This is a genomic window from Mariniflexile sp. AS56 (genome assembly GCF_030552475.1).
Classification (GTDB): domain Bacteria; phylum Bacteroidota; class Bacteroidia; order Flavobacteriales; family Flavobacteriaceae; genus Mariniflexile.
The window spans coordinates 40,154-65,991 of sequence record NZ_JAUPED010000012.1; the positions used below are offsets into that span (position 1 = coordinate 40,154).

Sequence of the window (25,838 nt, forward strand, 5' to 3'; positions counted from 1 at the left end):
TTATAAAATTTTAGCGTTCAAAGTTTTTTTTGTTATTTGCTCACCCATAAAAAAGTGCAATATAAAATACAGAGAGGTGGCCGAGTGGTCGAAGGCGCACGCCTGGAAAGTGTGTATACCTCAAAAGGGTATCGAGGGTTCGAATCCCTTCCTCTCTGCTGTTATTTTTATTTTTTTATTGTATTTTTTTTATATCTTTAACACATTAATTAACTAATAAAATTAAGATTTAGAACATGAAAAGATTATTTTCTATCCTTGCCATTACAGGAATGATGGCTTTTGGAACTGTTAATGCAGCTACAAATGCAAACACAAGTACAGTTGCAACAACTGTAGCAAGTATGACACAAGATGACACTGCACAAGCAGAAGAACTTGGGTTTCATCAAGAATTAAAAAAGAGATTTATTGAAGGAGGTCCTGGATTTATGGGGATTGTATTATTATGTTTAATTCTTGGATTAGCAATTGCTATCGAAAGAATTATCTTTTTAAATCTTTCAACTACAAACACAAAAAAATTAACTCAAGAAGTTGAAGATGCACTTGCATCTGGTGGTGTTGAAGCTGCTAAAGAAGTTTGTAGAAACACAAAAGGCCCAATCGCTTCTATCTATTACCAAGGTTTAGACAGAACGGATGAAGGTTTAGACGCTGTTGAGAAAGCTGTTGTAGCTTACGGTGGTGTTCAAATGGGTCAATTAGAGAAAAACGTATCATGGATTTCATTATTTATCGCATTAGCGCCAATGTTAGGGTTCATGGGAACTGTAATTGGTATGATTAACGCGTTCGATAAAATTGAAGCTGCTGGAGATATGCAACCATCACTTGTTGCTGGGGGTATTAAAATTGCACTTTTAACAACCGTATTTGGTCTTGTTGTTGCGATGATCCTTCAAGTTTTTTACAACTACATTATTGCTAAGATTGATAGTATTGTTAACGATATGGAAGATGCTTCTATCACGTTAATGGACTTATTGATCAGAAATAAAAAGTAATAATTAAAACGAAATAATCATGAATTTATATAAAATACTCAAGTATTTAGCTTACGCTCTTGGTATTATTGGTGCTATTTTTGCACTAATGTTAATGACCACAGATTCAGAAAGCATGATAGATAACATTTTATTTGTTACTTATATTGTACTTTTTGTTGTTATAGCTTTAATACTTATTTATGTCCTTAAAGGCATATTTGCAGGAAATATTAAAAAAACTTTATCGACGGTTGGAATGTTTTTAGCTGTTATTTTGATCTCTTATCTAATATCTTCAGGTACAGATTTAGATTTGAAACAATTTAATGATAAAGGTTTAGGCATTACAGAAGGAGTTTCTAAGAACGTTGGAGCAGGTTTATATGCTTTTTACATTCTTGCGGCTGTAGCAGTAGTTGCTACGTTCCTATCAAGTGCGAAAAAACTAATAAATAAATAAATTATGGCAAAAAGAGCAGCACCAGAAGTAAATGCAGGCTCCATGGCCGACATTGCGTTCTTACTATTAATATTTTTCTTAGTAACAACCACTATTGAAACGGATTCTGGTTTAAACAGAAAGTTACCGCCTATCGAGGATAACGTAGAACCGCCTATCATTAAGCAAAAGAATATTTTTACTGTACTTTTGAATGGTAAAGATCAATTACTTGTTGAAGATGAGGTTATGGAACTTAAAGATTTGAGAAAAGCAGCCACAGAGTTTTTGGATAATGGTGGTGATCGTACTTGTGATTATTGTAATGGAGAAAAGGATCCTGATTCATCAGATAATCCAGATAAAGCCGTTATATCATTAAAGAATGAACGCGAAACAAGCTATAAAATGTATATAGCTGTTCAAAATGAGTTAGTAGCTGCATACAACGATTTAAGAAATACGAGAGCATCAGCGCTTTATGGTAAATCTTTTGTTGAAATGGAGGCGAACCTTAATGATGTGAATTGGCCAGGAAACAAAGAAAAGCTTAAAGAGCAACTTGAGAAGATAAAACTTGAGTACCCTCAAAAGCTTTCAGAAGTACAATAATTTAAAATTTAACACATTACTATGGGTAAATTTAAAAAGAATCAAGGAGGCGATATGCCAGCAATATCAACTGCATCATTACCCGATATTGTATTTATGTTATTATTCTTTTTTATGGTGGCGACTGTTATGAGACAGAATACCTTAAAAATAGAGAATAATTTACCGTTTGCAGATCAGGTTGAGAAGTTAGATAAGAAGGATTTGGTAATGTATATATATGCAGGTAAACCAAGTGCTAATTATAGAAACTTTGGTACTGAAAGCAGAATACAATTAAATGATGATTTTGCTGATGTTAAAGATATCGCAGCTTTTATTGCCGCTGAACGCGCTTCTAAAAGAGAGGAATTAATTCCTTTTTTAACTACTGCATTAAAAGTAGATAAAGACGCTAATATGGGTTTAATAGGTGATATTAAGCAAGAATTGCGAAAAGTAAATGCACTTAAAATTAATTACACAACTAAGAAAGGTTCTGTAATGAGTAACAATTAATTTCTATATTCTTAATTTTATAACAAAGGCGCTTTGATTTATCAAAGCGCCTTTGTATTTTTAATAATATCACATGTCATTATATTACCTTTGCCTGTGTAACTAATTATAATTGTTAAGAATGAAATCTTTATATACTATTCTATGTTCTTTAGTGTGTGTAACCGTAGGTTATTCTCAAACAGATAGTATTAGTAAGGTTGATGAACATTATAAAGAGGATCAATTTTATATAGGTATTACTTATAATTTATTGGGTAATAAACCAACAGACTTGTCTCAAAGCGGGTTTTCTAGTGGGTTGCATTTTGGTATTGTAAAAGACATGCCATTAAATGAGGCAAGAAATGTAGCCTTGGGTATTGGTTTGGGCTATTCCTTAAATTCTTTCAATCAAAATTTGCTTATTGATAAAGATGCTTCAGGTACTGTCACCTATGCTGTTTTAGATGATGGGAGCACGTATTCCAAAAACAAGTACACTAACCAACTGTTAGAACTTCCGATTGAATTTAGATGGCGTACATCAACACCATCGGAATATAACTTTTGGCGTATTTATGCTGGTTTTAAGGTTGGCTACTTAGTAAGTAGTACAACAAAGTATAAAGGCGACTTAGGCTATCTTAAACATCGTAATATTAGTGATTTTAATAAGCTTCAATATGGTGTAACGCTTTCTGCAGGCTATAATACTTGGAACTTATACATATATTATGGGTTAAACCCCATTTTTTCGAATGATGCGACCTTAAATGGAAGTACAATTAAAGCAAATACCTTAAAAGCAGGGTTGATGTTTTATATTTTATAGGTGACTATAACCAATAAGTCACTAAGATGAGTTGGGGCATCATTCCAATAAATATACCCATAAGTAACTCTTTATACGTATGTGCCTTTAAATGCAGTCTAGAAGTTGCTACGGCGCCTGTTATTACACACATTAAAGCCAGTATATCATTTATGTTTATATTGAAATGAATACTTAAATCAATAAAAAACATAAAAAGCCCGGAAATCGCAATCATGTGTATACTTGCTTTGAATTTAAAAACGGCTAAGATTAAACAGGACATGGTGGAAATTAGTACGCCAACAAAAAAGAAATAAAGTTCTATAAATTGCGATTGTGTAAATATTCGAAGTAAAATTATAAGAATAATTACACTATTTAAGGCTAATGGAATAATACGTTCGGTTGTTGTTTTTAAATAGATAGTCTGTATCTTACCTAAGGTTTTTAATAAAAAATATATTAAAACTGGTAAAACAATGGTTAGTATGGCTAATGATATGAGTTTCGCATACACAATTTCTTGTGGTGTAAAACGAGGGGAAACAAAAAAATAAAAACCAACCCCCACTAAAGGCATAATTAAAGGGTGGAAAATAACCGAGACACTTTTTAAAAAACGATCCATTATATTTTTTTTCGTAACCTAGCCACTGGTATATCTAATTGCTCCCTATATTTAGCAACAGTGCGTCGTGCAATTGGGTAGCCTTTTTCTTTTAAAATAGCAGCTAAAGTTTCATCGGTTAAGGGTTTTCTTTTTTCCTCTTCTTCAATAACTGTTTCTAAAATTTTCTTGATTTCTCGGGTTGAAACATCTTCACCTTGATCGTTTTTCATCGATTCTGAAAAGAATTCTTTTATTAATTTCGTTCCGTAAGGTGTGTCAACATATTTGCTGTTTGCTACGCGTGATACTGTGGAAACATCCATAGATATTTCATCTGCCACGTCTTTTAGAATCATAGGTTTTAAATTGCGTTCATCGCCTGTTAAAAAATATTCTTCTTGATAGTTCATGATGGCACTCATGGTAATGAACAGTGTTTGCTGGCGCTGCTTGATGGCTTCAATAAACCATTTGGCAGCATCTAATTTTTGTTTGATAAATATAACGGCGTCTTTTTGAGATTTCGATTTATCTTTAGATTCTTTATAGCCTGTTAGCATGTTATTGTACTCTCTCGATACATGAAGTTCGGGGGCATTACGGCCGTTCAAAGTTAATTCCAATTCACCATCAACTATTTTAATAGCAAAATCAGGAACTACATGTTCCACAATGCGGTTGTTACCGGCGTAAGAGCCTCCTGGTTTTGGGTTTAAATGTTCAATTTCACGAATGGCATCTTTTAGTTGAATTTCTGAAATGTCAAACTTTTGAAGCAGCTTGTCGTAATGCTTCTTTGTGAATTGATCGAAGGCGTTATCTATAATATCAATTGCTAATTCGGTATCGGCTGTTTTTTCTTTTCTATGTAATTGAATACTTAAACACTCTTGTAAATTTCGAGCTCCTACACCTGCAGGATCTAATTGATGTACAATTCTAAGCACTTTACCTATTTTTTCTTCAGTGGTATAGACACTTTGCGTAAAAGCCAAATCGTCCATGATATCTGGTAACGATCTGCGTATATAACCGCTTTCATCAACACTACCTACTAAAAACTCTGCAATTTCGTATTCTTCATCATCCAATCTGTAGGTGTTTAATTGGTTTATTAGATGTTGTGTGAATGAAGTTCCTGCAGCATAAGGCATTGTTTTTTCTTCATCATCGCTGCTGTAGTTGTTGGCTTGGGTGCGGTAATCTGGAATTTCATCATCACTTAAATATTCATCAACATTGATGTCTTCGTTTCCGATGGTTTCACTGTCATCAAAATCATCATTGGTGTTGTCGAAATCTGAGTCAAAATCACTTTCTAATTCTTCCTTGCCACCTTCTAAAGCAGGGTTTTCTTCCAACTCTTGTTTCAAGCGTTGCTCAAATGCTTGCGTAGGCAACTGTATCAATTTCATTAATTGAATTTGTTGCGGCGACAGTTTTTGCGATAATTTAAATTGTAAATGTTGCTTGAGCATATTGTGATTTGGTTTCTGTAAAAATAAAAAACTATTTCTAAAAAAAAGACCTCACATGTTTTTAATACTTGTGAGGTCTAATTAATTCATATAGAATTTAGAATTCAGCGTTTTGCGGTGTTCTAGGAAACGGTATAACGTCTCGAATATTGCTCATACCAGTCGCAAACATAACCAAACGTTCAAAGCCTAAACCAAAACCAGCGTGTACAGCGGTTCCAAATTTACGTAAATCTAAATACCACCACAGTTCTTCTTCAGGGATATTAGAAGCTGCCATACGTTGTTTAAGGACTTCTAAGCGTTCTTCACGTTGTGCACCTCCAACAATTTCTCCAATACCTGGAAATAGAATGTCCATAGCGCGAACGGTTTTCCCGTCATCATTCATACGCATGTAAAATGCTTTGATGTCTGCCGGATAATCGAACAATATGACTGGACATTTAAAGTGTTTTTCAACTAAAAAGCGTTCATGTTCACTTTGTAAATCGGTACCCCAATCTTTAATTATGTATTTAAACTTCTTTTTCTTATTAGGTGTGCTGTCTCGAAGAATGTCTATGGCTTCTGTATAGCTTACGCGTTTGAAATTATTATCGGTTACAAAGTTTAATTTTTCAATTAAACTCATATCGTTTCGTTCGTTTTGAGGTTTTCTTTTGTCTTCGTCTTGTAAACGAGCGTCTAAGAAATCTAAGTCTTCACGGTTATTTTTAAGAATGTATTTGATTACGAATTTCATGAAATCTTCAGCCAAATCCATATTACCAGCTAAATCCATAAAAGCGACCTCGGGCTCAATCATCCAGAATTCTGCTAAATGTCTTGATGTATTGGAGTTTTCTGCTCTAAAAGTAGGCCCAAAAGTATAAACCTTCCCTAAAGACATCGCGTAAGTTTCAGCTTCTAATTGACCAGAAACGGTTAAATTAGTTTCTTTTCCGAAGAAATCTTTAGAATAATCCACATGACCTTCTTCATTTAAAGGTGGTTTTTTAGCATCTAGATTGGTAACTCTAAACATTTCACCAGCACCTTCGGCATCACTTCCAGTAATGATTGGGGTATGCACGTTGTGAAAACCGTTCTCATTAAAGTATTTATGAATGGCGAACGATAACGCAGAACGCAAGCGCATAACGGCACTAAACGTATTTGTTCTGGTTCTTAAATGGGCATTTTCTCTTAAAAATTCAAAAGAATGTTTTTTGGGTTGAATAGGGTAGGTTTCAGGGTCTGAATCGCCTAAAATTTTGATACATGTTACTTGAATTTCAACCTTTTGTCCTTTTCCCTGGCTTTCTACTAGCTCGCCTTTAATATGTATTGCAGCACCTGTAGTAATGCGTTTTAAGAGAGATTCTTCTAAGGTTTCAAAATCGACAACACATTGTATGTTATTAAGTGTAGAACCATCGTTTAAAGCGATGAATCGATTCGCTCTAAAAGTTCTAACCCATCCTTTTATGTCAACTTCAGAACGAACATAATCTTGCGTTAGTAAGTCTGAAATGGTACGTAATTTCATAAGCATTAAAATTTAGTAATGTAAATATAAAGGTTTCGAAGGTGAAAATTCAAAATCTAAAAACCAAATTCCAAAATCTTAATTTGAGATGTGGTTTTAAATATTGGAATTTCTGTCATCGCTATCATCTTCCTCTGGAATAATATTGATTGCAGGCTCTTTTAGCACTTCTTTATTAGCGATGCTACGTTCTAAAGATAATAATAAAGAAGGTAGTAATAGTAAGTTTGACAACATCGCAAAAAGCAATGTGGCCGATACTAAAGCACCTAAAGCGACGGTGCCACCAAAACTAGAAATGGTGAATACAGAGAAACCAAAGAACAGTACAATGGAGGTGTAAAACATACTCACACCCGTTTCGCGTAATGCCCCATAAACAGATACTTTAATTTTCCAGTTATTAGCTTGTAATTCTTGTCTGTATTTTGCTAAAAAGTGAATGGTGTCATCTACTGAAATACCGAAGGCGATACTAAATACCAAAATGGTTGAAGGTTTGATGGGAACACCTAAATACCCCATAAGACCTGCGGTGACAAGAAGCGGAATGAGGTTAGGAATTAATGATACAATAATCATACGTCCAGATCTAAACATATACGCCATAAATAGCGCTATTAAGATGATGGCTAGCGATAAAGAAATGGCCAGGTTTTTTACCAAATAGGTAGTTCCTTTTTGAAAAACTAAGGCTTTCCCCGTCATGGTAACTGTATATCTTTCTTTAGGAAATAGTTTATCTATTTTAGTTTGAAGGTTTTCTTCAATACGTTCCATTTTATCGGTACCAATATCTTTCATAAAGGTTGTGATGCGGGCGTATTGACCAGTGCTATCCACAAAGTTTTTAAGTAAATCGACATTAGAGGTCGAGTTTTTGGCATATGATAAAATAAAACTGTTTTCTTGTGAAGTAGGCAGTTGGTAAAATTTAGTATTCCCGTTGTAATAGGCTTGTTTGGAATATTTAACCAAATCGACCACCGAAATAGGTTTTGATAATTCAGGTGTTTCAGTGATTAATTCCTGAAGTTCGTCCATGCGTTTTAATGTAGAAAGTTTCATGACACCTTGCTTGCGCTTCGTATCAATCATTATTTCTAAAGGCATGATACCATTAAATTCGTCTTCAAAAAAGCGGATATCCTTAACAAACCCCGAATCTTGCGGCATGTCTTCTATTAAACTACCCGAAATTTTTATCTGGTAAATACCAATAATACTCACAATTAGAAGCACTAAAGCGACCGAGTAAATAGCAATACGCTCATGTTTTACCATACGCTCTGTCCAGTTTACGAAGCCACCAATCCAACGTTTATTTAAATGTTCTAAATGCCTGTCTTTTGGGTAAGGCAAAAACGTATAGATAATGGGGATGATAAGTAAACATAAAATAAAAATGGCAAGAATACTTAAAGAAGCTACAATACCAAATTCTTTTAAAAGGGTGCTTTCTGTAAGTATGAAAGTCGCAAAACCAGAAGCGGTAGTGACATTCGTCATTAAAGTCGCATTACCAATTTTTGTGATAACACGCTGTAACGATTTTACTTTATTACCATGCAGTTTTACTTCGTGCTGGTATTTATTTATTAAAAAGATACAGTTTGGAATCCCAATAACAATAATTAATGGCGGAATAAGGGCTGTTAAAACTGTTATCTCATAATTAAGTGCACCAATAATACCTAAGGTCCACATAACACCTACACAAACCACCACCAATGATATTAAAGTCGCTCTAAACGATCTGAAAAACAAAAAGAAAATAAGTGAGGTTACTAGTAATGCGGCTAGCACAAACCAAACAATTTCATCAACTATTAATTGGGCGTTTAAGGTTCTAATATAAGGCATACCCGAAATGCGCACATCTAAATGGGTAACATCCTCAAAAGCCTTAATTTTAGGTTCTAATTCCTTAATTATAAAATCTTTTCTGGCCGATGTGTTAACAATGGCTTTGTCAAGATAAATTATGGTTCTTATGGTTTTTGTTTTCTTATTGAATAAGAAATTATCGTAAAAAGGGTATTTGTTGAAAAGTTCATCTTCAAGCTTATTTACTTGTGCGGTAGAAGTAATAGAATCTTTTATGAAAGGTTCTAAATTGAATTTTTGTTGAAGGGTATCTTTTACAAGTTTTTGAAGGTCTTTAACAGAAATAACGGTTTCAACTTCAGCATAATCTTTAAAGCTATCGGCTAATTTATTCCAAGCATTTAATTTTTCAACTGAAAGTAAGGTGCTGTCTTTAACACCAATAATAATAAGATTTCCTTCTTCACCAAAGGTGTTTAGAAAGTTGTTATAGGTGACATTTACTTCATGATCGTCTGGTAAAAGATTCGCTTCCGTATTCGAAAAACGCATGTTTTTCCATTGGGTACTAAATAAAACGGTGATACTAATAATACCAACAAGAATTCCTATCTTATTACGTAAAATTAACCTTGCGGTAACGTCCCAAAAATCTTTGGTAAAAAGTTTTAACATGCCTTAAATAAAAGTTGGGCAAAGGTAGAAAAAATGAGGGTAATACCTCATAAAGTCAAGTTAAATGTAAACTTAAAGGCAACATTATCACCAATATCAGGCAAGTGGTAGGCGCCGTAGCGGTAGGTGAAGCTTAATCCAAATCCGAAAAGTAATTTGTTAATTTCAAAACCCGATTCCGTATAGCCCTTTTCAATCGAACCAAAAGTGACGTTTTGGTGTCTTTCTGGCTCTTTAGTGTCACCAATTGCGTAGCGCGTGATTAATACCATTTGGGGTTTAAAACGTTCGGAAATATGAAAGGGTTTTAAAAAGTGTTTAACCTGAAGTGTAGCAAACTTGTCAGAAAAAAACTCATTAAAAAACATAGTTTCGAAGCTATTGGTACCAGCTACCGAAAACCGTTGCATAATAGTTTCTTTAGTAATGTTATTGGGGTAGGCGTGGTATAAATGTGTTAAGGGGATGTCTCCGCTAGCAATACCGCCAACTAAGGTGATTTCAGAAAGGTTGCCATCTTTTTTTCCAATTTGGTGAATGGTTCTGAAATCTAATTTTGAAAAACTTAAATCACTCTTGAAAACGTCGTTAAAACTTTTGGTGTATTGAAGGGTGACTAAGGGGTAGTCGTTTTCTTGAGTATCAGTTTCTGAGGCTGTGCTACTTTTTAAGGGTTTCCATTGCAGGGCTACTTTTGCCATGCTTAGTTTGAAAATGTTCAGTACACCGTCATCGGTAACAAAACCATAATTGTAGGTTGGGGAAATGTTGCTTCTAGAAAATTCTGTTTCTACATTTAAATTGTTTGTTACTTCGCGTTCGAAGGAAACTGCTTTAGTAATGTGCTTATGAAATAAGTCGATGTTAAGTAAGCGTGGTTCAAAAAACTGAAAGAAACGTTTGTCTGTTAAAAATTTGGTGCTCCCTGTTTCTTGTAAATCGTCTGTATAAGTAAGTGTTACCCAGGTTTTGGTTGCTTCATCTATCCGGAAACTGGTACCAACACTGTATTTAAAACGGTCGTCTCTAAATCCATAAACCGTATAGCCGTTTATTTTTATTTTCTCCGAAAGGGCATCGTTTGTAACACCTCCAATTCCCGTACGTATACCTTCATATTGGTTGTATTTTATGAGGTATCTTAAGTCGAAATTAAAGTATTTGGTAGGTATGTAGCCGTTGCCAAGACCTTTTACAAAGGCATTTTTTTTAATAGAATCTTGAGTAGTTTCTAAGTTGTTTTCATGACTTGATTGTGCCTGAAATGAGGTAGCATAAAAAATGCAAAAAAGAAGAATGCCATATTTAAACATAGGTACAACGTAAAGCTAAAATTTGTAAAAAAAAGCGACTTGATAGTCGCTTTAATATTATACAGTCATAATTTCCTTTTCTTTGATGTCGAAATGGTCATCAATCTTTTTAACGTACTTATCAGTTAAATGTTGTACATCTACTTCTGCGTTCTTTTTCAAATCGTCAGATACATCTTCAGATTTTTTAATATCGTTGTTTGCGTCTTTTCTAGCAGAGCGCACACCTATTTTAGCATCTTCAGCTTCTGCTTTAGCTTGTTTTGCTAAATCACGACGGCGTTCTTCTGTTAAAGGTGGTACATTTATTATAATAGTATCGCCATTGTTCATTGGGTTGAAACCAAGATTTGCAATTTGAATACCTTTTTCAATTTCTTGAAGCATCTTTTTTTCCCAAGGTTGTACGGTAATCGTTCTACCATCGGGTGTATTTACGTTGGCAACTTGGGTTAAAGGTGTTGGTGCACCGTAATAATTAACCATAACGCTTCCAAGCATGGCAGGACTCGCTTTACCTGCTCTAATATTAGCAAATTGCTTCTCCAAATGCCTCACAGCATTATCCATAGATTCTTTTGCTGTGTCTAATATAAATTGTATTTCTTCATTCATAATATCAAACTTTTTCTATCAATTACTCAAAAATTACGCCAAATTTATAGGTTTACTTCGGTTCCTATGTTTTCGCCGGCAACAACTTTTAATAAATTGCCTTTTTTATTCATATCGAAAACTATAATAGGAAGTTCGTTTTCTTGACTTAGTGTAAAAGCCGTAGTATCCATGACTTTTAAACCTTTTTTCAAAACATCATCAAATGAAATGAAATTAAATTTAACAGCTGTATCATCTTTTTCAGGATCTACATTGTAAATACCGTCAACACGAGTTCCTTTTAAAATAACGTCGGCTTCCACTTCAATAGCACGTAAAACGGCTGCAGAATCTGTTGTAAAATATGGATTTCCTGTACCTCCACCAAAAATAACAACACGTCCTTTTTCTAGGTGACGCATGGCTTTACGTCTAATAAAAGGTTCTGCTACTTGGTTGATGTGTACGGCCGATTGTAAGCGTGTTGGTAATCCGGCATCTTCTAGGGCACTTTGTAGCGCTAAGCCGTTTATAACGGTTGCTAACATACCCATATGGTCTCCTTGTACACGATCCATACCGTTACTTGCGCCTGCAACACCTCTAAAGATGTTACCACCTCCAATAACGATGGCAACTTCAACACCTGCATCTGTTATGGTTTTAATGTCTTGAGCGTATTCGGCTAAACGTTCTGGGTCGATACCGTACTGGCGTTCTCCCATTAGGGCTTCACCAGAAAGTTTTAAAAGAATTCTTTTATATTTCATGTTCGTTTTTGAAAGTTCAGCAAAACTACATAATTTTTTGTTGTTTACCGAAAACCTAATTATCAAAAACAAGGCTGTTTGAAAAATATAGGGTGTATTTTAAGTGATCGCTGCCAATTTTGGATATAAAAAAACCACTAAGCTTTGAAGCATAGTGGTTTTTTTATAATTTATTGTTTTATTAAATTTTGAACCCGTAGGTTTAAAAATTATCCTAAAGCAACACGTTTAAATCCTAAGATTGAAACATCTCCGTAAGATGCTACATATTTAGCAACGTTTATTTTCTCATCTTTAATAAAGTTTTGATCTAATAAACATTGTTCTTGGTCTAAAGTCGTGTTATCTGAAATAAAACGCTCTAATTTACCTGGTAAAATTCTATCCCAAATTTGCTCTGGTTTACCTTCAGCTTTTAATTCTGCTTTCGCATCTTCTTCAGCTTTAGCTAAAACTTCTGGCGTTAATTGAGCCATAGAAATGAATTGAGGTACATTTTTAAGTGTTTTACCTAAACGTGCAAACTCTTCGTTATCTTTTTCAATAACTGCAATTCTTGCCTCTAATTCTGAAGCGATGAAAGACGCATCAAAATCTTTGTAAGATAATGTGCTAGCTCCCATAGAAGCTATTTGCATAGCTACATCTTTAGATAGAGTTTCAGCATTTTTTACGTTAGCAGATAAACCTACTAAAGCTGCAATTTTGTTAATGTGAACGTAAGAACCAACATAAGGTGCTTCTAATTTCTCAAAAGCATTGATATCTAATTTTTCACCAATAACTCCAGTTTGCTCAATTAATTTATCAGCAACAGTCATTCCACCAAAATCTGCAGCTAAAAGCTCTTCTTTAGTGTTTACTGTGAAAGCTAATTCAGCTAATTGGTCAGCTAAAGCAATAAAATTTTCGTTTTTACCAACAAAGTCAGTTTCGCAACCTAAAACGATGGCAACACCTACTGTATTGTCAGCATTTACTTTTGCAATGGCTGCACCTTCAGAAGACTCACGGTCTGCTCTGTTAGCAGCAACTTTTTGTCCTTTTTTACGTAGAACTTCAATTGCTTTATCAAAATTGCCTTCAGCTTCAACTAAAGCTTTTTTACAATCCATCATTCCTGCACCCGTAGCTTGTCTTAATTTGTTAACCTCAGCTGCTGTAATTTTTACTGTAGATTCCATATGTAATTTAAATTTAAAAAAGTCGTTCAAATATTCCTGTAAAGAAAATAATTAAACGACTTATTTGTATTGTGAAATTGTTAATTATTCTTCCTCGTCGGCAACAACAGCTTTAGCAGCACTCTTTTTAGTTGGTGCAACTGCTTCATTGTTATCATCTTGGTCTTTATCAGCTTTTCTGTCTGCTAAACCAGCAGCAACAGATGCTGTTACATAAGATAACACTTTATCGATAGATTTAGAAGCATCATCATTTGCAGGTATTACATAATCAACTTGACGTGGATCTGAGTTGGTATCTACCATTGCAAAAATTGGAATGTTTAATTTTTGAGCTTCTTTAATAGCGATGTGCTCACGTTTAATATCAACTACAAATAATGCACCTGGTAAACGTGTCATGTCTACAATAGAACCTAAGTTTTTTTCTAACTTAGCTCTTAAACGATCTACTTGTAAACGTTCTTTTTTAGAAAGCGTTAAGAAAGTTCCGTCTTTCTTCATTCTATCAATCATAGCCATTTTTTTAACAGCTTTTCTAATAGTTACGAAGTTAGTTAACATTCCACCAGGCCATCTTTCAGTGATGTAAGGCATGTTAATAGAACCTGCTTTTTCAGCTACGATATCTTTTGCTTGCTTTTTTGTAGCAACGAATAAAATTTTACGACCAGAAGCTGCAATTTTAGCTAATGCTTCTCCAGCTTCGTCAATTTTAGCCGCTGTTTTATAAAGGTTAATAATGTGGATGCCATTACGCTCCATGTATACGTAAGGAGCCATGTTTGGATCCCACTTACGTGTAAGGTGACCGAAGTGTACACCTGCTTCAAGTAATTCTTTTACTTCTACTGCCATTTTGTGATAGTTTACGTTCTGTTGAATTAGCAATGATAAAGTGGTCACTTGCGTTCGCCTTTACCATTTAGATGCTAAACTTATCCCGCTGTTAAGCTAGGACAACAATAACTGGTTAAATTTTGTTTTAATTTGAAATTAATATTGAATAGCGCTGCGACAATGCGTAGCGAAACCATGCAATAAAAACTCCCAAATTGGGTATTAACGTTTAGAGAATTGGAATTTCTTACGCGCTTTCTTCTGACCGAATTTTTTACGCTCCACCATTCTTGGATCTCTTGTTAATAAACCTTCTGGTTTAAGTGTTAGTCTGTTTTCTGCATCTAACTCGCACATTGCACGAGAAATTGCTAAACGAACAGCTTCTGCTTGTCCAGTAATACCGCCACCGAATACACTTACTTTAATATCAAAGTTACCTTCATTATTAGTCAAAGCTAATGGTTGGTTTACTTTGTATTGTAAAGTAGTTGTAGTAAAGTAGGCGTTTAATTCTTTTTTGTTAACTGTGATGTTACCAGTTCCTGAGGCAACATAAACACGAGCAACTGCCGTTTTTCTACGACCAATTTTGTGAATTACTTCCATTACTTGAATTCGTTTAAGTTAATTGTTTTTGGCTTTTGTGCAGCATGAGTGTGCGCTGAACCAACAACAACGTTTAAATTACGGAATAAATTTGCACCTAATTTGTTTTTAGGTAACATTCCTTTTACTGATTTTTCTACTACTCTTGCTGGATCTTTTCCAAACAATTCTGTAGCAGTTAAACTTCTTTGACCACCTGGATAACCTGTGTGACGAATGTACGTTTTATCGTTCCATTTGTTACCGGTTAAGTTGATTTTTTCAGAGTTGATAACAATTACGTTATCACCACAATCAACGTGTGGTGTGAAGCTTGGTTTGTGTTTACCTCTTAAAAGTTTTGCAACTTTAGAAGCTAAACGACCCAAAGTTTGACCTTCAGCGTCAACTAAAACCCACTGCTTATCTACAGTAGCTTTGTTCGCTGAAATGGTTTTGTAGCTTAATGTGTCCACGTTATTAATTATTTTTTATTAAACATTCCTCTCTCAAAAAGAGTTTGCAAATGTACGATAATCTGATTGATAACCAAACACTATACAGGAAAATTTATTTTAGAGTTATTCTGTTGAATATTAGGGGGCTTAATATTTTAGGTTAAACATTAAAAAGAAGTTTAGAATTTAATTAAAATTGTTTGGTTTTCTTGAACCCTAAAGTTTATAATACGCGTCATTAAGTCTATAGGAATGGCTGTGTTTAAAAGGAACTGAATAGAGCCTTTGCCTTGTTTATAGTGGCTTAATTCTTCAACGAAAGGTTTATGTCCCGTTGGGGTTGCATAGAAACCAATGTGCTTTTCATAGGCAGCAAAATAGACCAAAGGTTTATTATGGGTTTTATAGGCAGGCATACCGAAGGCTATCGTTTCAGTCACCCCTGGAGCTTGTGTTATTATTAAGTTGCGAATAATTTGAAGTATTTTCTGGGTGTTATAAGGGAAAGAGGTAATATATGCATCAACTGTTATTATCGTTTCTTTCATTAGGTCGTTGTTTCGAGGTTTCCGTATACAATAAATCCCATTTGAATTTAATTCAAATGGGATTTATTAAAAGTAATAATTTTTTTCGAAAACCTTATAGTTTGAAAACGACTCCTCCTGTGTAAGTTGTGCCTTTTCCTATATTTCTTCCATCTACAATAGTACCAACACCTGCGTTAATACCAAAATTGCTCGCGATAGGTACATAAACGTTACCACCAACTCTTGCATAATCTACTTTCGTCTCAGGAAAGTTACCAAAGAACCCTGGTCCACCTATGTCAATGCCTTTTTTCGATGTCGATTGTGAATCAAACCAGGCATCCAAATAAATAATACTTGCGCTATAACCTACTTTAATGAGTGTATTTACACTGTTTGGAGCATCAAAATCAGATCCATCACCTAAGTTAAAGTTGTTGTCGGCTTCTCCTCTAACGGTATATCCTAATGCTACTGTTCCAAAAAAACCACCATTATTTTTATAATGCATACCTAATTTAGCATCCAAGGTAGGTGCACCATTACCTATAGATAAAATACCGGTAGGCTCATAACCAAGCGGCATAGAACCTCCAAGAGCCGCAAAATACGTCATGGTACCATGTTTTAAAGTTTCATTGTGTAAATTATATTTTAAAGCAACACTTAAATCTTGAATATCTTTTTGCTCGGTAGTTCCGTTAATTGGATCCGGATTTCCTTTACCATTCGAAGAAATATAAGGTAAGTTTACAATGGCTGTAAGCCTATCCGTAATACCATAATTAGCATAGAAATTAAAAATGTCTTGAGTTATTTCGTTGTGTGCTGGGACGCCTTCAACTTTTGTTTTACCAACATAAAAAGAATCGTAAGTGCTATACGAGTATGATAAGGATAAGTTAGCTTCTCCTTTTTTATTGAAAAAGCCATCGATAAGTCCTTGAGCTGTGACATTTGTTGTTGTTAAGCATATAAATGCTACAATCATTGCGGTTAGTTTAATTTTCATCATATTAATTTTTTTAGTTAGGTCATTCAGACGCATTAAAGCATGAGTCATTACAAAAAAACGGATGGTATATGATAAAGATTTTCTTAACTAAATATTCGTATTATTTAATGTGCTTCTAACCAGTCGTTTCCAACGCCTAATTCAACATCTAAAGGCACTTCTAGTTTATAAGCATTTTCCATTTCGGTTTTAACCAAGGTTTTAATGGTTTCTAATTCGGGTTTGTAGACATCAAAAACCAATTCATCGTGTACTTGCAGTAGCATTTTGGTTTTGAAATTGCCTTCAGAAAGTTTCTTGTAAATATTAATCATGGCCAACTTAATAATATCGGCAGCGCTTCCTTGTATAGGTGCGTTTACAGCATTACGTTCGGCAGCGCCGCGTACTACAGCATTCCTAGAATTAATATCGTTTAAATAGCGACGTCTTCCTAAAACGGTTTGTACATAACCATTCTCTCGAGCAAAATCTATCTGTTCACTTATGAAATTTCTAAGTTTCGGATAGGTTGTATAATAGGTGTCTATCAATTCTTTAGATTCACCTCTGCTTAAATCGGTTTGATTACTTAAACCAAAAGCCGAAACACCGTAAATAATACCGAAGTTAACGGTTTTGGCATTGCTACGTTGCTCTCTAGTAACTTCTTCAAGAGGCACATTAAATACTTTTGATGCCGTACTTGCATGAATATCTTCACCGTTTTTAAAGGCCGAAATCATAGTTTCTTCGTTGCTTAAAGCAGCAATGATGCGGAGTTCTATTTGCGAATAATCGGCAGCTAAAAGCGTGTAGTCTTCGCTTCGCGGAATAAATGCTTTTCTAACTTGACGTCCGCGTTCCGTACGAATTGGAATGTTTTGAAGGTTCGGGTTGTTGCTTGAAAGTCGCCCGGTGGCAGCAACAGTTTGCATATAGTCGGTATGTACACGACCTGTTGATGGCTCTACTTGGTTTGGTAGGGCGTCCACATAGGTGCTTTTTAGTTTTGCTAAGCCCCTAAATTCTAAAATATGTTGAATAATATCGTGGTCTTTCGCCAGGTAACTTAAAATATCTTCACCTGTGGCATATTGACCTGTTTTGGTTTTTTTAGGTTTGTCAACTAGTTTTAGTTTGTCAAATAAAATATCTCCCAATTGTTTTGGCGACGCGATGTTGAATTCCTCGCCTGCTTCCGCATAAATTTTGGTTTCTAAATCTTTGATATCACTATTTAATTGTTCCGATAAGGAATTTAAAAACGTTTCATTCAAGTTAATACCTTCTAATTCCATGGCAGCTAAGACACGAAGTAGCGGAACTTCAATATCCTCAAACAGTTTTTTTGTATTGGCATCACCTAATTCCTTTTCAAAATGTTCTTTAAGTTGCAAGGTAATATCAGCATCTTCAACTGCATATTCTGTTTGCTTTTCTAAAGCAACATCACGCATAGACAGTTGGTTTTTTCCTTTTTTACCAATTAATGCTTCAATAGAAATTGGGCTGTAATTTAAATAGGTTTCGGCCAGCACATCCATATTATGGCGCATATCGGGGTTAATTAAATAATGCGCTAACATGGTGTCAAACAGGTTTCCTTTTACTTCAATATTATATTTTGCTAAAACTTTGATGTCGTATTTTAAATTCTGACCAATTTTTTCAATGGTTTCATTTTCAAAAAACGGACGCAATTGTTCTATAATTTCTTGAGCTTCGTCTTGAACTTCCGGAAAAGGAAGGTAGAAGCCTTTACCAGCTTCCCATGAAAAGGCAATGCCTACAAGTTCTGCCGTTATAGGGTTTAGTCCAGTTGTTTCCGTGTCAAAACACACCGAAGTTTGCTTCATTAAGTTTTTAATAAACAATTTGGAAGCCATGCCTGGAGCGACACTTTGGTAAAAATGCGCATTGGTTTCGGCTGTTTTTCTAATGAATTCTGAAACACTCTCAGTGTCAGCCTTAGTAGAAATATCACCTCCAAATAATGAAAATTGTCCGGCACCTGCAGAAGCTGTTTCTTGAGGTGTTGCTTTTACTTCGGTTTTATTTGAATCTATTTCTGTTGAAGTAGCTTGTACTGCAAAGGTTTTTTCAAAGTTAGTTAGTAATTGTCTAAACTCTAGATCTAGAAAAATTTCAGTAACTTTTGGAAGATCCGGTTGGTCTAATTCAAAATCTTTTGCGTGAAAAGTAACGGGAACATCTAGCATAATAGTTGCTAGTTTTTTTGAAAGTATGCCCAATTCTTTATTGTCTTCTATTTTCTCCTTCATTTTACCTTTTAGCTCGTGGGTGTTGGCTAAAAGATTTTCCATGCTGCCGTATTGTGCTAAAAATTTCTTGGCCGTTTTTTCACCAACTCCAGGAAGTCCGGGGATATTATCACTAGAATCGCCCATCATCCCTAAAAAGTCAATAACTTGTAGCGGGTCTGTGACTTCAAATTTTTTCTGAACTTCGGGAATGCCCCAAGTTTCGTAACCACCACCAAAAACGGGACGGTACATAAAAATGTTTTCTGAAACTAATTGCGCAAAATCTTTATCTGGGGTCACCATAAATGTTTGGTAGCCTTCCTTTTCCGCTTGTTTGGCAAGTGTTCCAATAACATCATCGGCTTCAAAGCCTTCTTTTACCATAATAGGAATGTGCATGGCTCTTAAAATGTCTTGAATAATAGGCACAGCTATTTTTATAGCTTCGGGCGTTTCATCTCTATTTGCTTTATAGGCTTCAAACATTTCAACACGATCGGCACTTCCGCCTTTATCAAAACAAACCGCTAAATGGTCTGGACGCTCTCGTTTTATAACGTCTAAAAGTGAGTTCATAAAACCCATAACCGCAGAGGTGTCTAAACCTTTAGAGTTAATTCTAGGGTTTTTTATAAAAGCATAGTAACCACGAAATATTAATGCGAAGGCATCAACTAAAAAGACACGTTTATTGTCAGACATTTTGTTTGTTTTGATAGAAAACCAAAACTACAAAAAGTATTTCTGTTTTGGGGTTTGCTATGTTACAATTGCTCGAATTTTGAAACAAATACTTTAAACCATCAATAGTATGCTTAATTGTTCTGTGTAAACGTTTAACAGTTTGCTAAGAAAATCAAAACGTGAAATGAGTAACTTTACAGATTAATTTGATATATATGCTTCGCTGGATTATTTTCCTTGTTATTTTTTTCATTCTAGATTTATACGCTTTTCAGGCATTTAAAACGGTCTCAAAAAACAATTGGTCTCATGTAACTTATTGGTTAATCTCGATGTTAGTGGTGGGTAATTTTGTTTACAGTTATTATGGGTTTAATAGGAGGGATGGTTTTTCGCATGCGAACGCCTATGCTGCTGGTTTTTTAATTGCTATAGCGCTTCCTAAATTGGTGCTTTTTTTCGGAATGTTTGCCGAGGATGTTTTTAGAGTGCCACTAGCTATTTATCGTTATTTTACAGAAGGTGATACCGCTAAAGGCAATTACTTTGCATCACGTAGGCAGTTTGTTAGTAAAATAGCATTGGGTATTGCAGCGATTCCGTTGGTATCTGTATTATACGGAATTTATAAAGGGAAGTATAATTTTAAAGTTTTAAAATACACCTTGACTTTTGAGGATTTACCTAGTGCCTTCGATGGGTATAGAATTACGCAGTTAAGTGATATCCATTCGGGGAGTTTTGATAATGTTGAAAAAGTAAAATACGCCGTCAATTTAGTAAATGAACAAAAAAGTGATGTGATTTTGTTTACCGGTGATATGGTAAATAATAAGGCAGAGGAGATGCACCCGTATTTGGATGTATTTGATAAGCTACAAGCTAAAGATGGTAAGTTTTCTGTATTGGGAAATCATGATTATGGCGATTATGTTTCTTGGGATTCTGAGGCTGATAAACATCAAAATTTAGAAGATTTAAAAACGATTCAGAAACAAATTGGATTCGATTTGTTGTTGAATGACAGTCGCTTTATAGAAAAAGATGGACAGCGAATCGCTTTGGTTGGTGTCGAAAATTGGGGAACAGGAGGTTTTAAACAGGCGGGAGACTTAAAGAAAGCTGCTGCGAATGTTGATAAGGACGACTTCAAAGTTTTAATGAGTCACGACCCAACCCATTGGGAAAAGGTGGTGATTGATGATAATTATCACTACCATTTAACCCTTAGTGGGCACACCCACGGGATGCAGTTCGGTATAGAAATTCCGGGATGGTTTAAATGGAGTCCTGTAAAATGGCGCTATAAATACTGGGCAGGTATTTATAAAGAGATGGGCCAATATATTAATGTGAATAGAGGTTTTGGTTATTTGGCTTTTCCGGGGCGTGTAGGGATTTGGCCAGAAATAACGGTAATTGAGCTTAAAAAAGGGAAAAACGTGGTTTAGTACATTGCATTTTTAATATGTAAAGAAATTGCTTACTTTTATCCGAAACCATTATAAATACAGCATTTATTGATATTTTCGAAAAATTGCGTAGGTTTGTATAAGTACATTTGACTAATAAACAATAAAGTATGTCAAAATTTGGGGAACTAATTGATGTAGAAATTCCTGTTTTGTTAGAGTTTTTTACAGATTGGAATGATCAATCTACAATCATGCACGCCGTTTTAAGAGATGTGGCTGCTGCACTTGGAGATAAAGCTAAAGTGATTAAAATTGATGTTGAAAAAAACAGCGAACTTGCTGAAGCTTTACGTGTAAAATCACTACCAACTTTAATTATTTATAAAGATGGTGAAATGAAATGGCGCCAAAGTGGAGAGCAAGATGCAAATACGCTTATTGGAATTATTCAAAAGTATGTTTAGTGCCTGCAAACATAGAGGCTTCTTTTCTTATGTTTTTTAAGGACGCTGCCTAAGGGTTGGGTTTTCTGCTCTAAGTTGTTAATTATCTAAAAGTAATTATCAGAATTCTAAAGCCTTAAAGCTAAAGCCTTTTTTACTATAATATTTTAATACTTTAGGTAAAACATATTGCATGTTTTTAGATGCTTTTACGCTATCATGAAATACTACAATACTACCATTTGTTGTTTTTGAAAGAACATTTTTTAGGCAGGTTTCTTTAGGGATGTCTTTTTCCCAATCAAAAGAAAGTATATCCCACATAATTATTTTGTATCCTAATCCTAAGAGTTTTTTTCCTTGCTTAGGTGTTATTTGACCATAAGGAGGTCGGAAAAGATTAACGATTGGTGATGGACTATTCCCGGTACCTGAATGGGGGATTTTATTTTTGAAAACACTTTCACATAAACTTACATTTTCAAGATAATCTTTTGCCTTTGTTTTCCAACCTTTAATGTGGTTGTTGGTGTGGTTTCCAATGGCATGTCCTTCATCTAAAATGTGTTGAAAGATTTCTGGGTGTTTTTCAATGTTATTTCCAATGCAAAAAAAAGTAGCTTTTGCGTTGAATGCCTTTAAAGTATCTAATGTCCAGGTTGTGATTTCAGGTGTTGGACCGTCATCAAACGTCAAGTAAATAACGTTATCATTAGTTGCGATGTCCCAAACATAGTTTGGGAACATCTTCTTAACAACTAAAGGTGTTTTTACAGGCGTTAAGGTCATGCCTTACTCTGTGATTAAATCGATATTGCTATCTGTAGTAGGTAAATCTTTTTCTTTTTTAGGAGCAGTTCCTTGTGTTTCCGGTTGACCTCCGTAAAAGTGTTTAAACATCATTAAATGGTTGTTGAAAACATCTCCTTCTGTTTCTGCGAACTCCAAATCATATTTCACTAAAACATTTATTAAACCTTTATAGCGTTCAATATCTGTGTAAATATCTTCAAATAAACGTTCTTGATTTTCGGTTTTTAAGGTGCTGTAATAGTATAAACTCTCTTGGTATTTTTTAGCAACCTCTTTAAAAAGTTTTTGTGCTTTTTCTTTATTGCCTACTTCATAGTAAGCGCTAATGTAAGGCTCTAAAAGGGTGTAATATCCAAAATAGTCAACAGGCATGTTTGTCATGGCAATGTCTGCTATCTCTTCTGCTTTTTTTAGTTTTTTCTCAGTAAGTAATTGTTCTATTAAACGGGCTAAATTACCTCTATAAGAAATAGAGTTTTTACGTGTTTCTGGGTCGTGATAAATATCTGGGCTTCCACTATTACCCCAATCCCATTTTTTAACCTTATTATACATCAGGTCACTATCTACACGTCCCATATCAAACGGGTTGGCTCTATCTATTTCCGATTTTATAGGTACTAGCTTGTAACACATACCATCTAATTGTAAATAATCCTTCATCCAGATGTAATCATCATCACCAAAGCTTCCGCCGGTAAAATAAATAGGGCGTTTCCAATCGTTATTCGCTACAATATCGAGCATTAACAATCTGTTCTTATATAATGCGCCACCTGTGACTTTAATATCAATATGTGAAACAATTTTATCGGCATCTTTTGGCTGAACAATGCCGTATTTTAATGCATTCTCTTTGTTAACCGGAATTCTTAAAAACTCGGTAGGTAAATAACTTGCATTTAAATCTTGGGTTCTAACCTGTGAAAGGTCAATACCTTTTTGTTCTAATATGTAGCGGTACTTGGTTTTGGGATTGTTACTAGATATAAAATCTAAAAATTGTTTTACCTGTAACGTGTCTTTTACTACGGGTTCGATAATGATGTAGTCGTTGGTGCCGTATTTGTATAAATCGTGTGTTAGTTGCGACGGGATAGGGTCGCTATCGTATGCTTTACGCTTCATTTGGTCTATGTACCAATCTGTTTGAAATAAACTGGTATTAACCACACGTACATCGGTTCTGTAGCCTTCAATTTCTTGAGCATACCAAAGTGCAAAAGTATCGTTATCTCCAATGGTGAAAAGTATACCATTTTCCTCACAAGAATCTAGATACATTTTGGCCATAGATCGCGCTGTATATTTATCTGAACGATCGTGGTCGTCCCAGTTATTTGCAGCTAAAATACCAGGAACTAATATTAGACATATAATAGATATGGCGGGTGCTAGAATTTTAGGTGATGCATATTTTTTTAAGGCATCAAATAAAGCATAGACTCCAAAGCCAATCCAAAGAGCGAATACATAAAATGATCCAACTACTGAATAGTCACGTTCACGTGGTTCAAAAGGGCGCACGTTGGTGTATACTTGGATGGCGATTCCTGTGAAAAGGAAAAACACGAGTAGAATCCAAAATACATTTTTGTTACTGTTGAATAAAAAGAAGAAGCCAATCAATCCTAATATAAGAGGAAGTAAGTAATAGGTGTTTCGTCCTTTATTATTTTTTACATCACTAGGTAAATTGTCCTGAGAGTAGCCCAGAAGTTTTTCGTCTAATGGTTTTATTCCGGTTATCCAATTTCCATGATTGTCATATTTTCCTTGAATATCGTCTTGTCTTCCTGAGAAATTCCACATAAAATAACGCCAGTACATAAACCCAAGTTGGTACTCGAACATATATTTAACGTTACTTGCTAGTGAAGGTTTTTCAATTTCAATGTAATTCTTAAAACGCTTTAAGAAGTTGTTGTAGTCTTCATAATCAACAGCGCCTTTGGCAACCTCATTCTTAAAATTAGTAACGGTTGTACGTAACTCATTTTCCATTTGATACTCTGGTTTTAGTTTGAAATCTAAAAATCCAGAAAACATCATGTAGTTTTCAGCATGTTCTGAACTCCACATACGCGGGAGAATAGATGCTTGTTTATGGTTGTAATTTTGTTTTGCTTTTTTATAGTCGTTTACTACAACATATTCGCCTTTAGCTTCGTCTTTTTCGTATTTAGGTTTGTCATCTATATACGGGTTGTTTTCATCTAAATAAGCATATTGGTCTGTAAACTGTGGTCCGTAAAACAGATGTGTTTCCGGATACTGTTCTAAATTATAATAGGCCAATAATTCTCTAGCACTCGATGGGTTGTTTTCATTTACAACCACATTGGCATTGGCGCGAATAGGAAGCATTAACCAGGTTGAGAACCCTACAATAATAAAAGTGACACATAAAATACCTGTATTAATATGTATCATGCCTTTTTTACGGGTGTAATTTAAGCTGTAATAAATAACAACTACTAATAAGATACCTGCAATAATAGAGCCCGAATTAAAAGGAAGTCCAATAGAATTGACAAAGAAAATTTCGAAAACACTGAATATTTTAAGAATATTTGGTGCGAGTAGTTTAAATATGAATAATAGGATAGCTACAGAAACCACATTGGCAACAATGAAGTTTTTAAGTGTAATTGTTTTATAATTTTTAAAGTAGTAGATAAGACCAATTGCAGGAATGGTTAATAAACCCATAAAGTGAACACCAAAAGAAAGCCCGATAATGAAGGCAATTAATATAAGCCAACGGTTTCCACGAGGTTTGTCCATATCTTGTTCCCAACGCAGCCCAAGCCAAAACATAACCGACATAATTAAGGTGGCCATAGCATAAACTTCAGTTTCTACAGCGTTAAACCAAAACGAATCTGTGAATGTAAAAGCCAAACTACCTACAACACCACTACCTAAAATAGCGATTGCTTGCTCTTTAGTGATGTCGGTTTTATTTCCAACTAACTTTTTTAATAGTAGGGTAATGGTCCAAAACATAAATAAAATAGTGAAGGCACTAGATATGGCGCTCATCATATTCATCATAAAACCAACTTGCGATGGCTCTAAGGCGAACATAGAGAAAAACGCTCCAAGCATTTGAAATAAAGGGGCTCCGGGTGGGTGACCAACTTGTAATTTCGCCGAAGTTAAAATGTATTCACCTGCATCCCAGAAACTAACAGTGGGTTCAACAGTTAATCCGTACGTTATAAATGCTATTAAAAAAGTGAACCATCCTAAAATTGTGTTCCATTTTTTAAAGTTGAAATGTGCCATATATATAGATCTTTGTTTGGTTTGGCGAATTTAATAATAAATATGAAATGAACCTTCAATATTATATTAGACTTAACATAAATGGAAAAAGAGATGTTTCGATAGTGAAACAGATGGAAATGTGAGCGTTATAGACTGATAATCAAGCTCTATTTTAAATAATAAAAAATCAGCAATAAATTTTTTAAAAAAAACT

23 protein-coding genes and 1 tRNA gene are annotated in these 25,838 nt (G+C 34.7%); 8 read left to right on the forward strand and 16 right to left on the reverse strand.

Features of this window, described 5'->3' with window-relative positions:
• Window positions 1–70 precede the first annotated feature (70 nt).
• The 6 genes from Q5N74_RS14405 to Q5N74_RS14430 all read left to right on the forward strand — a co-directional run bounded on the left by Q5N74_RS14405 (window position 71) and on the right by Q5N74_RS14430 (window position 3,352).
• A tRNA-Ser gene (locus tag Q5N74_RS14405) sits at window positions 71–158 on the forward strand.
• A 78-nt stretch (window positions 159–236) separates the two neighbouring features.
• The gene (locus Q5N74_RS14410) at window positions 237–1,007 is read left to right on the forward strand and encodes a MotA/TolQ/ExbB proton channel family protein (protein ID WP_304389615.1); all 771 of its coding nucleotides are present in this window, start codon (window positions 237–239) and stop codon (window positions 1,005–1,007) included.
• Between the two features lie 19 nt (window positions 1,008–1,026).
• On the forward strand, window positions 1,027–1,449 hold the full coding sequence (locus Q5N74_RS14415) for a hypothetical protein (RefSeq protein ID WP_304389616.1): 423 nt from the start codon (window positions 1,027–1,029) through the stop codon (window positions 1,447–1,449).
• 3 nt (window positions 1,450–1,452) lie between these two features.
• Window positions 1,453–2,040 (forward strand): biopolymer transporter ExbD, encoded by a 588-nt coding sequence (locus Q5N74_RS14420; protein ID WP_304389617.1) that lies wholly within the window; start codon window positions 1,453–1,455, stop codon window positions 2,038–2,040.
• Window positions 2,041–2,061: 21 nt separating this feature from the next.
• Entirely contained in the window at window positions 2,062–2,538 is a 477-nt protein-coding gene (locus tag Q5N74_RS14425) for a biopolymer transporter ExbD (protein WP_304389618.1), read from the forward strand.
• A 121-nt stretch (window positions 2,539–2,659) separates the two neighbouring features.
• A complete protein-coding gene (locus tag Q5N74_RS14430) occupies window positions 2,660–3,352 on the forward strand; it encodes a porin family protein (RefSeq protein WP_304389619.1) in 693 nt (230 codons plus the stop codon).
• A 4-nt stretch (window positions 3,353–3,356) separates the two neighbouring features.
• Here Q5N74_RS14430 and Q5N74_RS14435 read toward each other — a convergent pair whose 3' ends face one another.
• The 14 genes from Q5N74_RS14435 to polA all read right to left on the reverse strand — a co-directional run bounded on the left by Q5N74_RS14435 (window position 3,357) and on the right by polA (window position 19,698).
• Window positions 3,357–3,962, reverse strand: coding sequence for a hypothetical protein (locus Q5N74_RS14435; RefSeq protein WP_304389620.1), 606 nt, complete (start codon window positions 3,960–3,962; stop codon window positions 3,357–3,359).
• A complete protein-coding gene (gene rpoN, locus Q5N74_RS14440) occupies window positions 3,962–5,422 on the reverse strand; it encodes an RNA polymerase factor sigma-54 (protein ID WP_304389621.1) in 1,461 nt (486 codons plus the stop codon). The genes Q5N74_RS14435 and rpoN overlap by 1 nt, the downstream gene beginning before the upstream one ends.
• Window positions 5,423–5,519: 97 nt before the next feature.
• Window positions 5,520–6,953 (reverse strand): asparagine--tRNA ligase, encoded by a 1,434-nt coding sequence (asnS, locus tag Q5N74_RS14445; protein ID WP_304389622.1) that lies wholly within the window; start codon window positions 6,951–6,953, stop codon window positions 5,520–5,522.
• A gap of 96 nt (window positions 6,954–7,049) precedes the next feature.
• On the reverse strand, window positions 7,050–9,455 hold the full coding sequence (locus Q5N74_RS14450) for an RND family transporter (RefSeq protein ID WP_304389623.1): 2,406 nt from the start codon (window positions 9,453–9,455) through the stop codon (window positions 7,050–7,052).
• A 47-nt stretch (window positions 9,456–9,502) separates the two neighbouring features.
• A complete protein-coding gene (locus Q5N74_RS14455; RefSeq protein WP_304389624.1) occupies window positions 9,503–10,768 on the reverse strand; it encodes a hypothetical protein in 1,266 nt (421 codons plus the stop codon).
• Between the two features lie 57 nt (window positions 10,769–10,825).
• Entirely contained in the window at window positions 10,826–11,383 is a 558-nt protein-coding gene (gene frr, locus Q5N74_RS14460) for a ribosome recycling factor (protein WP_304389625.1), read from the reverse strand.
• 44 nt (window positions 11,384–11,427) lie between these two features.
• Window positions 11,428–12,135, reverse strand: a complete 708-nt coding sequence (pyrH, locus tag Q5N74_RS14465; RefSeq protein WP_304389627.1) for a UMP kinase — start codon at window positions 12,133–12,135, stop codon at window positions 11,428–11,430.
• A 209-nt stretch (window positions 12,136–12,344) separates the two neighbouring features.
• A complete protein-coding gene (gene tsf, locus Q5N74_RS14470; protein ID WP_304389628.1) occupies window positions 12,345–13,319 on the reverse strand; it encodes a translation elongation factor Ts in 975 nt (324 codons plus the stop codon).
• A gap of 84 nt (window positions 13,320–13,403) precedes the next feature.
• On the reverse strand, window positions 13,404–14,177 hold the full coding sequence (rpsB, locus tag Q5N74_RS14475) for a 30S ribosomal protein S2 (RefSeq protein WP_304389629.1): 774 nt from the start codon (window positions 14,175–14,177) through the stop codon (window positions 13,404–13,406).
• Window positions 14,178–14,381: 204 nt separating this feature from the next.
• Window positions 14,382–14,768 carry a 30S ribosomal protein S9 gene (gene rpsI / locus Q5N74_RS14480; RefSeq protein WP_304389632.1) on the reverse strand — a complete coding sequence of 129 codons (387 nt, stop codon included), beginning with the start codon at window positions 14,766–14,768 and terminating at the stop codon, window positions 14,382–14,384.
• Window positions 14,768–15,223, reverse strand: a complete 456-nt coding sequence (gene rplM, locus Q5N74_RS14485) for a 50S ribosomal protein L13 (protein ID WP_304389633.1) — start codon at window positions 15,221–15,223, stop codon at window positions 14,768–14,770. Before rplM ends, rpsI begins: the two co-directional genes overlap by 1 nt.
• 161 nt (window positions 15,224–15,384) lie before the next feature.
• On the reverse strand, window positions 15,385–15,753 hold the full coding sequence (locus tag Q5N74_RS14490; RefSeq protein WP_304389634.1) for an iron chaperone: 369 nt from the start codon (window positions 15,751–15,753) through the stop codon (window positions 15,385–15,387).
• 94 nt (window positions 15,754–15,847) lie between these two features.
• A complete protein-coding gene (locus Q5N74_RS14495; RefSeq protein WP_304389636.1) occupies window positions 15,848–16,750 on the reverse strand; it encodes a transporter in 903 nt (300 codons plus the stop codon).
• Between the two features lie 104 nt (window positions 16,751–16,854).
• Entirely contained in the window at window positions 16,855–19,698 is a 2,844-nt protein-coding gene (polA, locus tag Q5N74_RS14500) for a DNA polymerase I (protein ID WP_304389638.1), read from the reverse strand.
• 197 nt (window positions 19,699–19,895) lie between these two features.
• On the opposite strand from polA, the gene Q5N74_RS14505 reads away from it, so the two are divergent.
• Both Q5N74_RS14505 and Q5N74_RS14510 read left to right on the forward strand, forming a co-directional pair.
• Window positions 19,896–21,131 (forward strand): metallophosphoesterase, encoded by a 1,236-nt coding sequence (locus tag Q5N74_RS14505; RefSeq protein ID WP_304389640.1) that lies wholly within the window; start codon window positions 19,896–19,898, stop codon window positions 21,129–21,131.
• A 131-nt stretch (window positions 21,132–21,262) separates the two neighbouring features.
• Window positions 21,263–21,559 carry a co-chaperone YbbN gene (locus Q5N74_RS14510; RefSeq protein WP_304389641.1) on the forward strand — a complete coding sequence of 99 codons (297 nt, stop codon included), beginning with the start codon at window positions 21,263–21,265 and terminating at the stop codon, window positions 21,557–21,559.
• A 99-nt stretch (window positions 21,560–21,658) separates the two neighbouring features.
• On the opposite strand, the gene Q5N74_RS14515 is transcribed toward Q5N74_RS14510, so the two are convergent.
• A complete protein-coding gene (locus Q5N74_RS14515; protein ID WP_304389642.1) occupies window positions 21,659–22,327 on the reverse strand; it encodes a polysaccharide deacetylase family protein in 669 nt (222 codons plus the stop codon).
• A gap of 3 nt (window positions 22,328–22,330) precedes the next feature.
• Complete coding sequence (locus tag Q5N74_RS14520) at window positions 22,331–25,642, reverse strand: DUF2723 domain-containing protein (protein ID WP_304389644.1); 3,312 nt, start codon at window positions 25,640–25,642, stop codon at window positions 22,331–22,333.
• Window positions 25,643–25,838 lie beyond the last annotated feature (196 nt).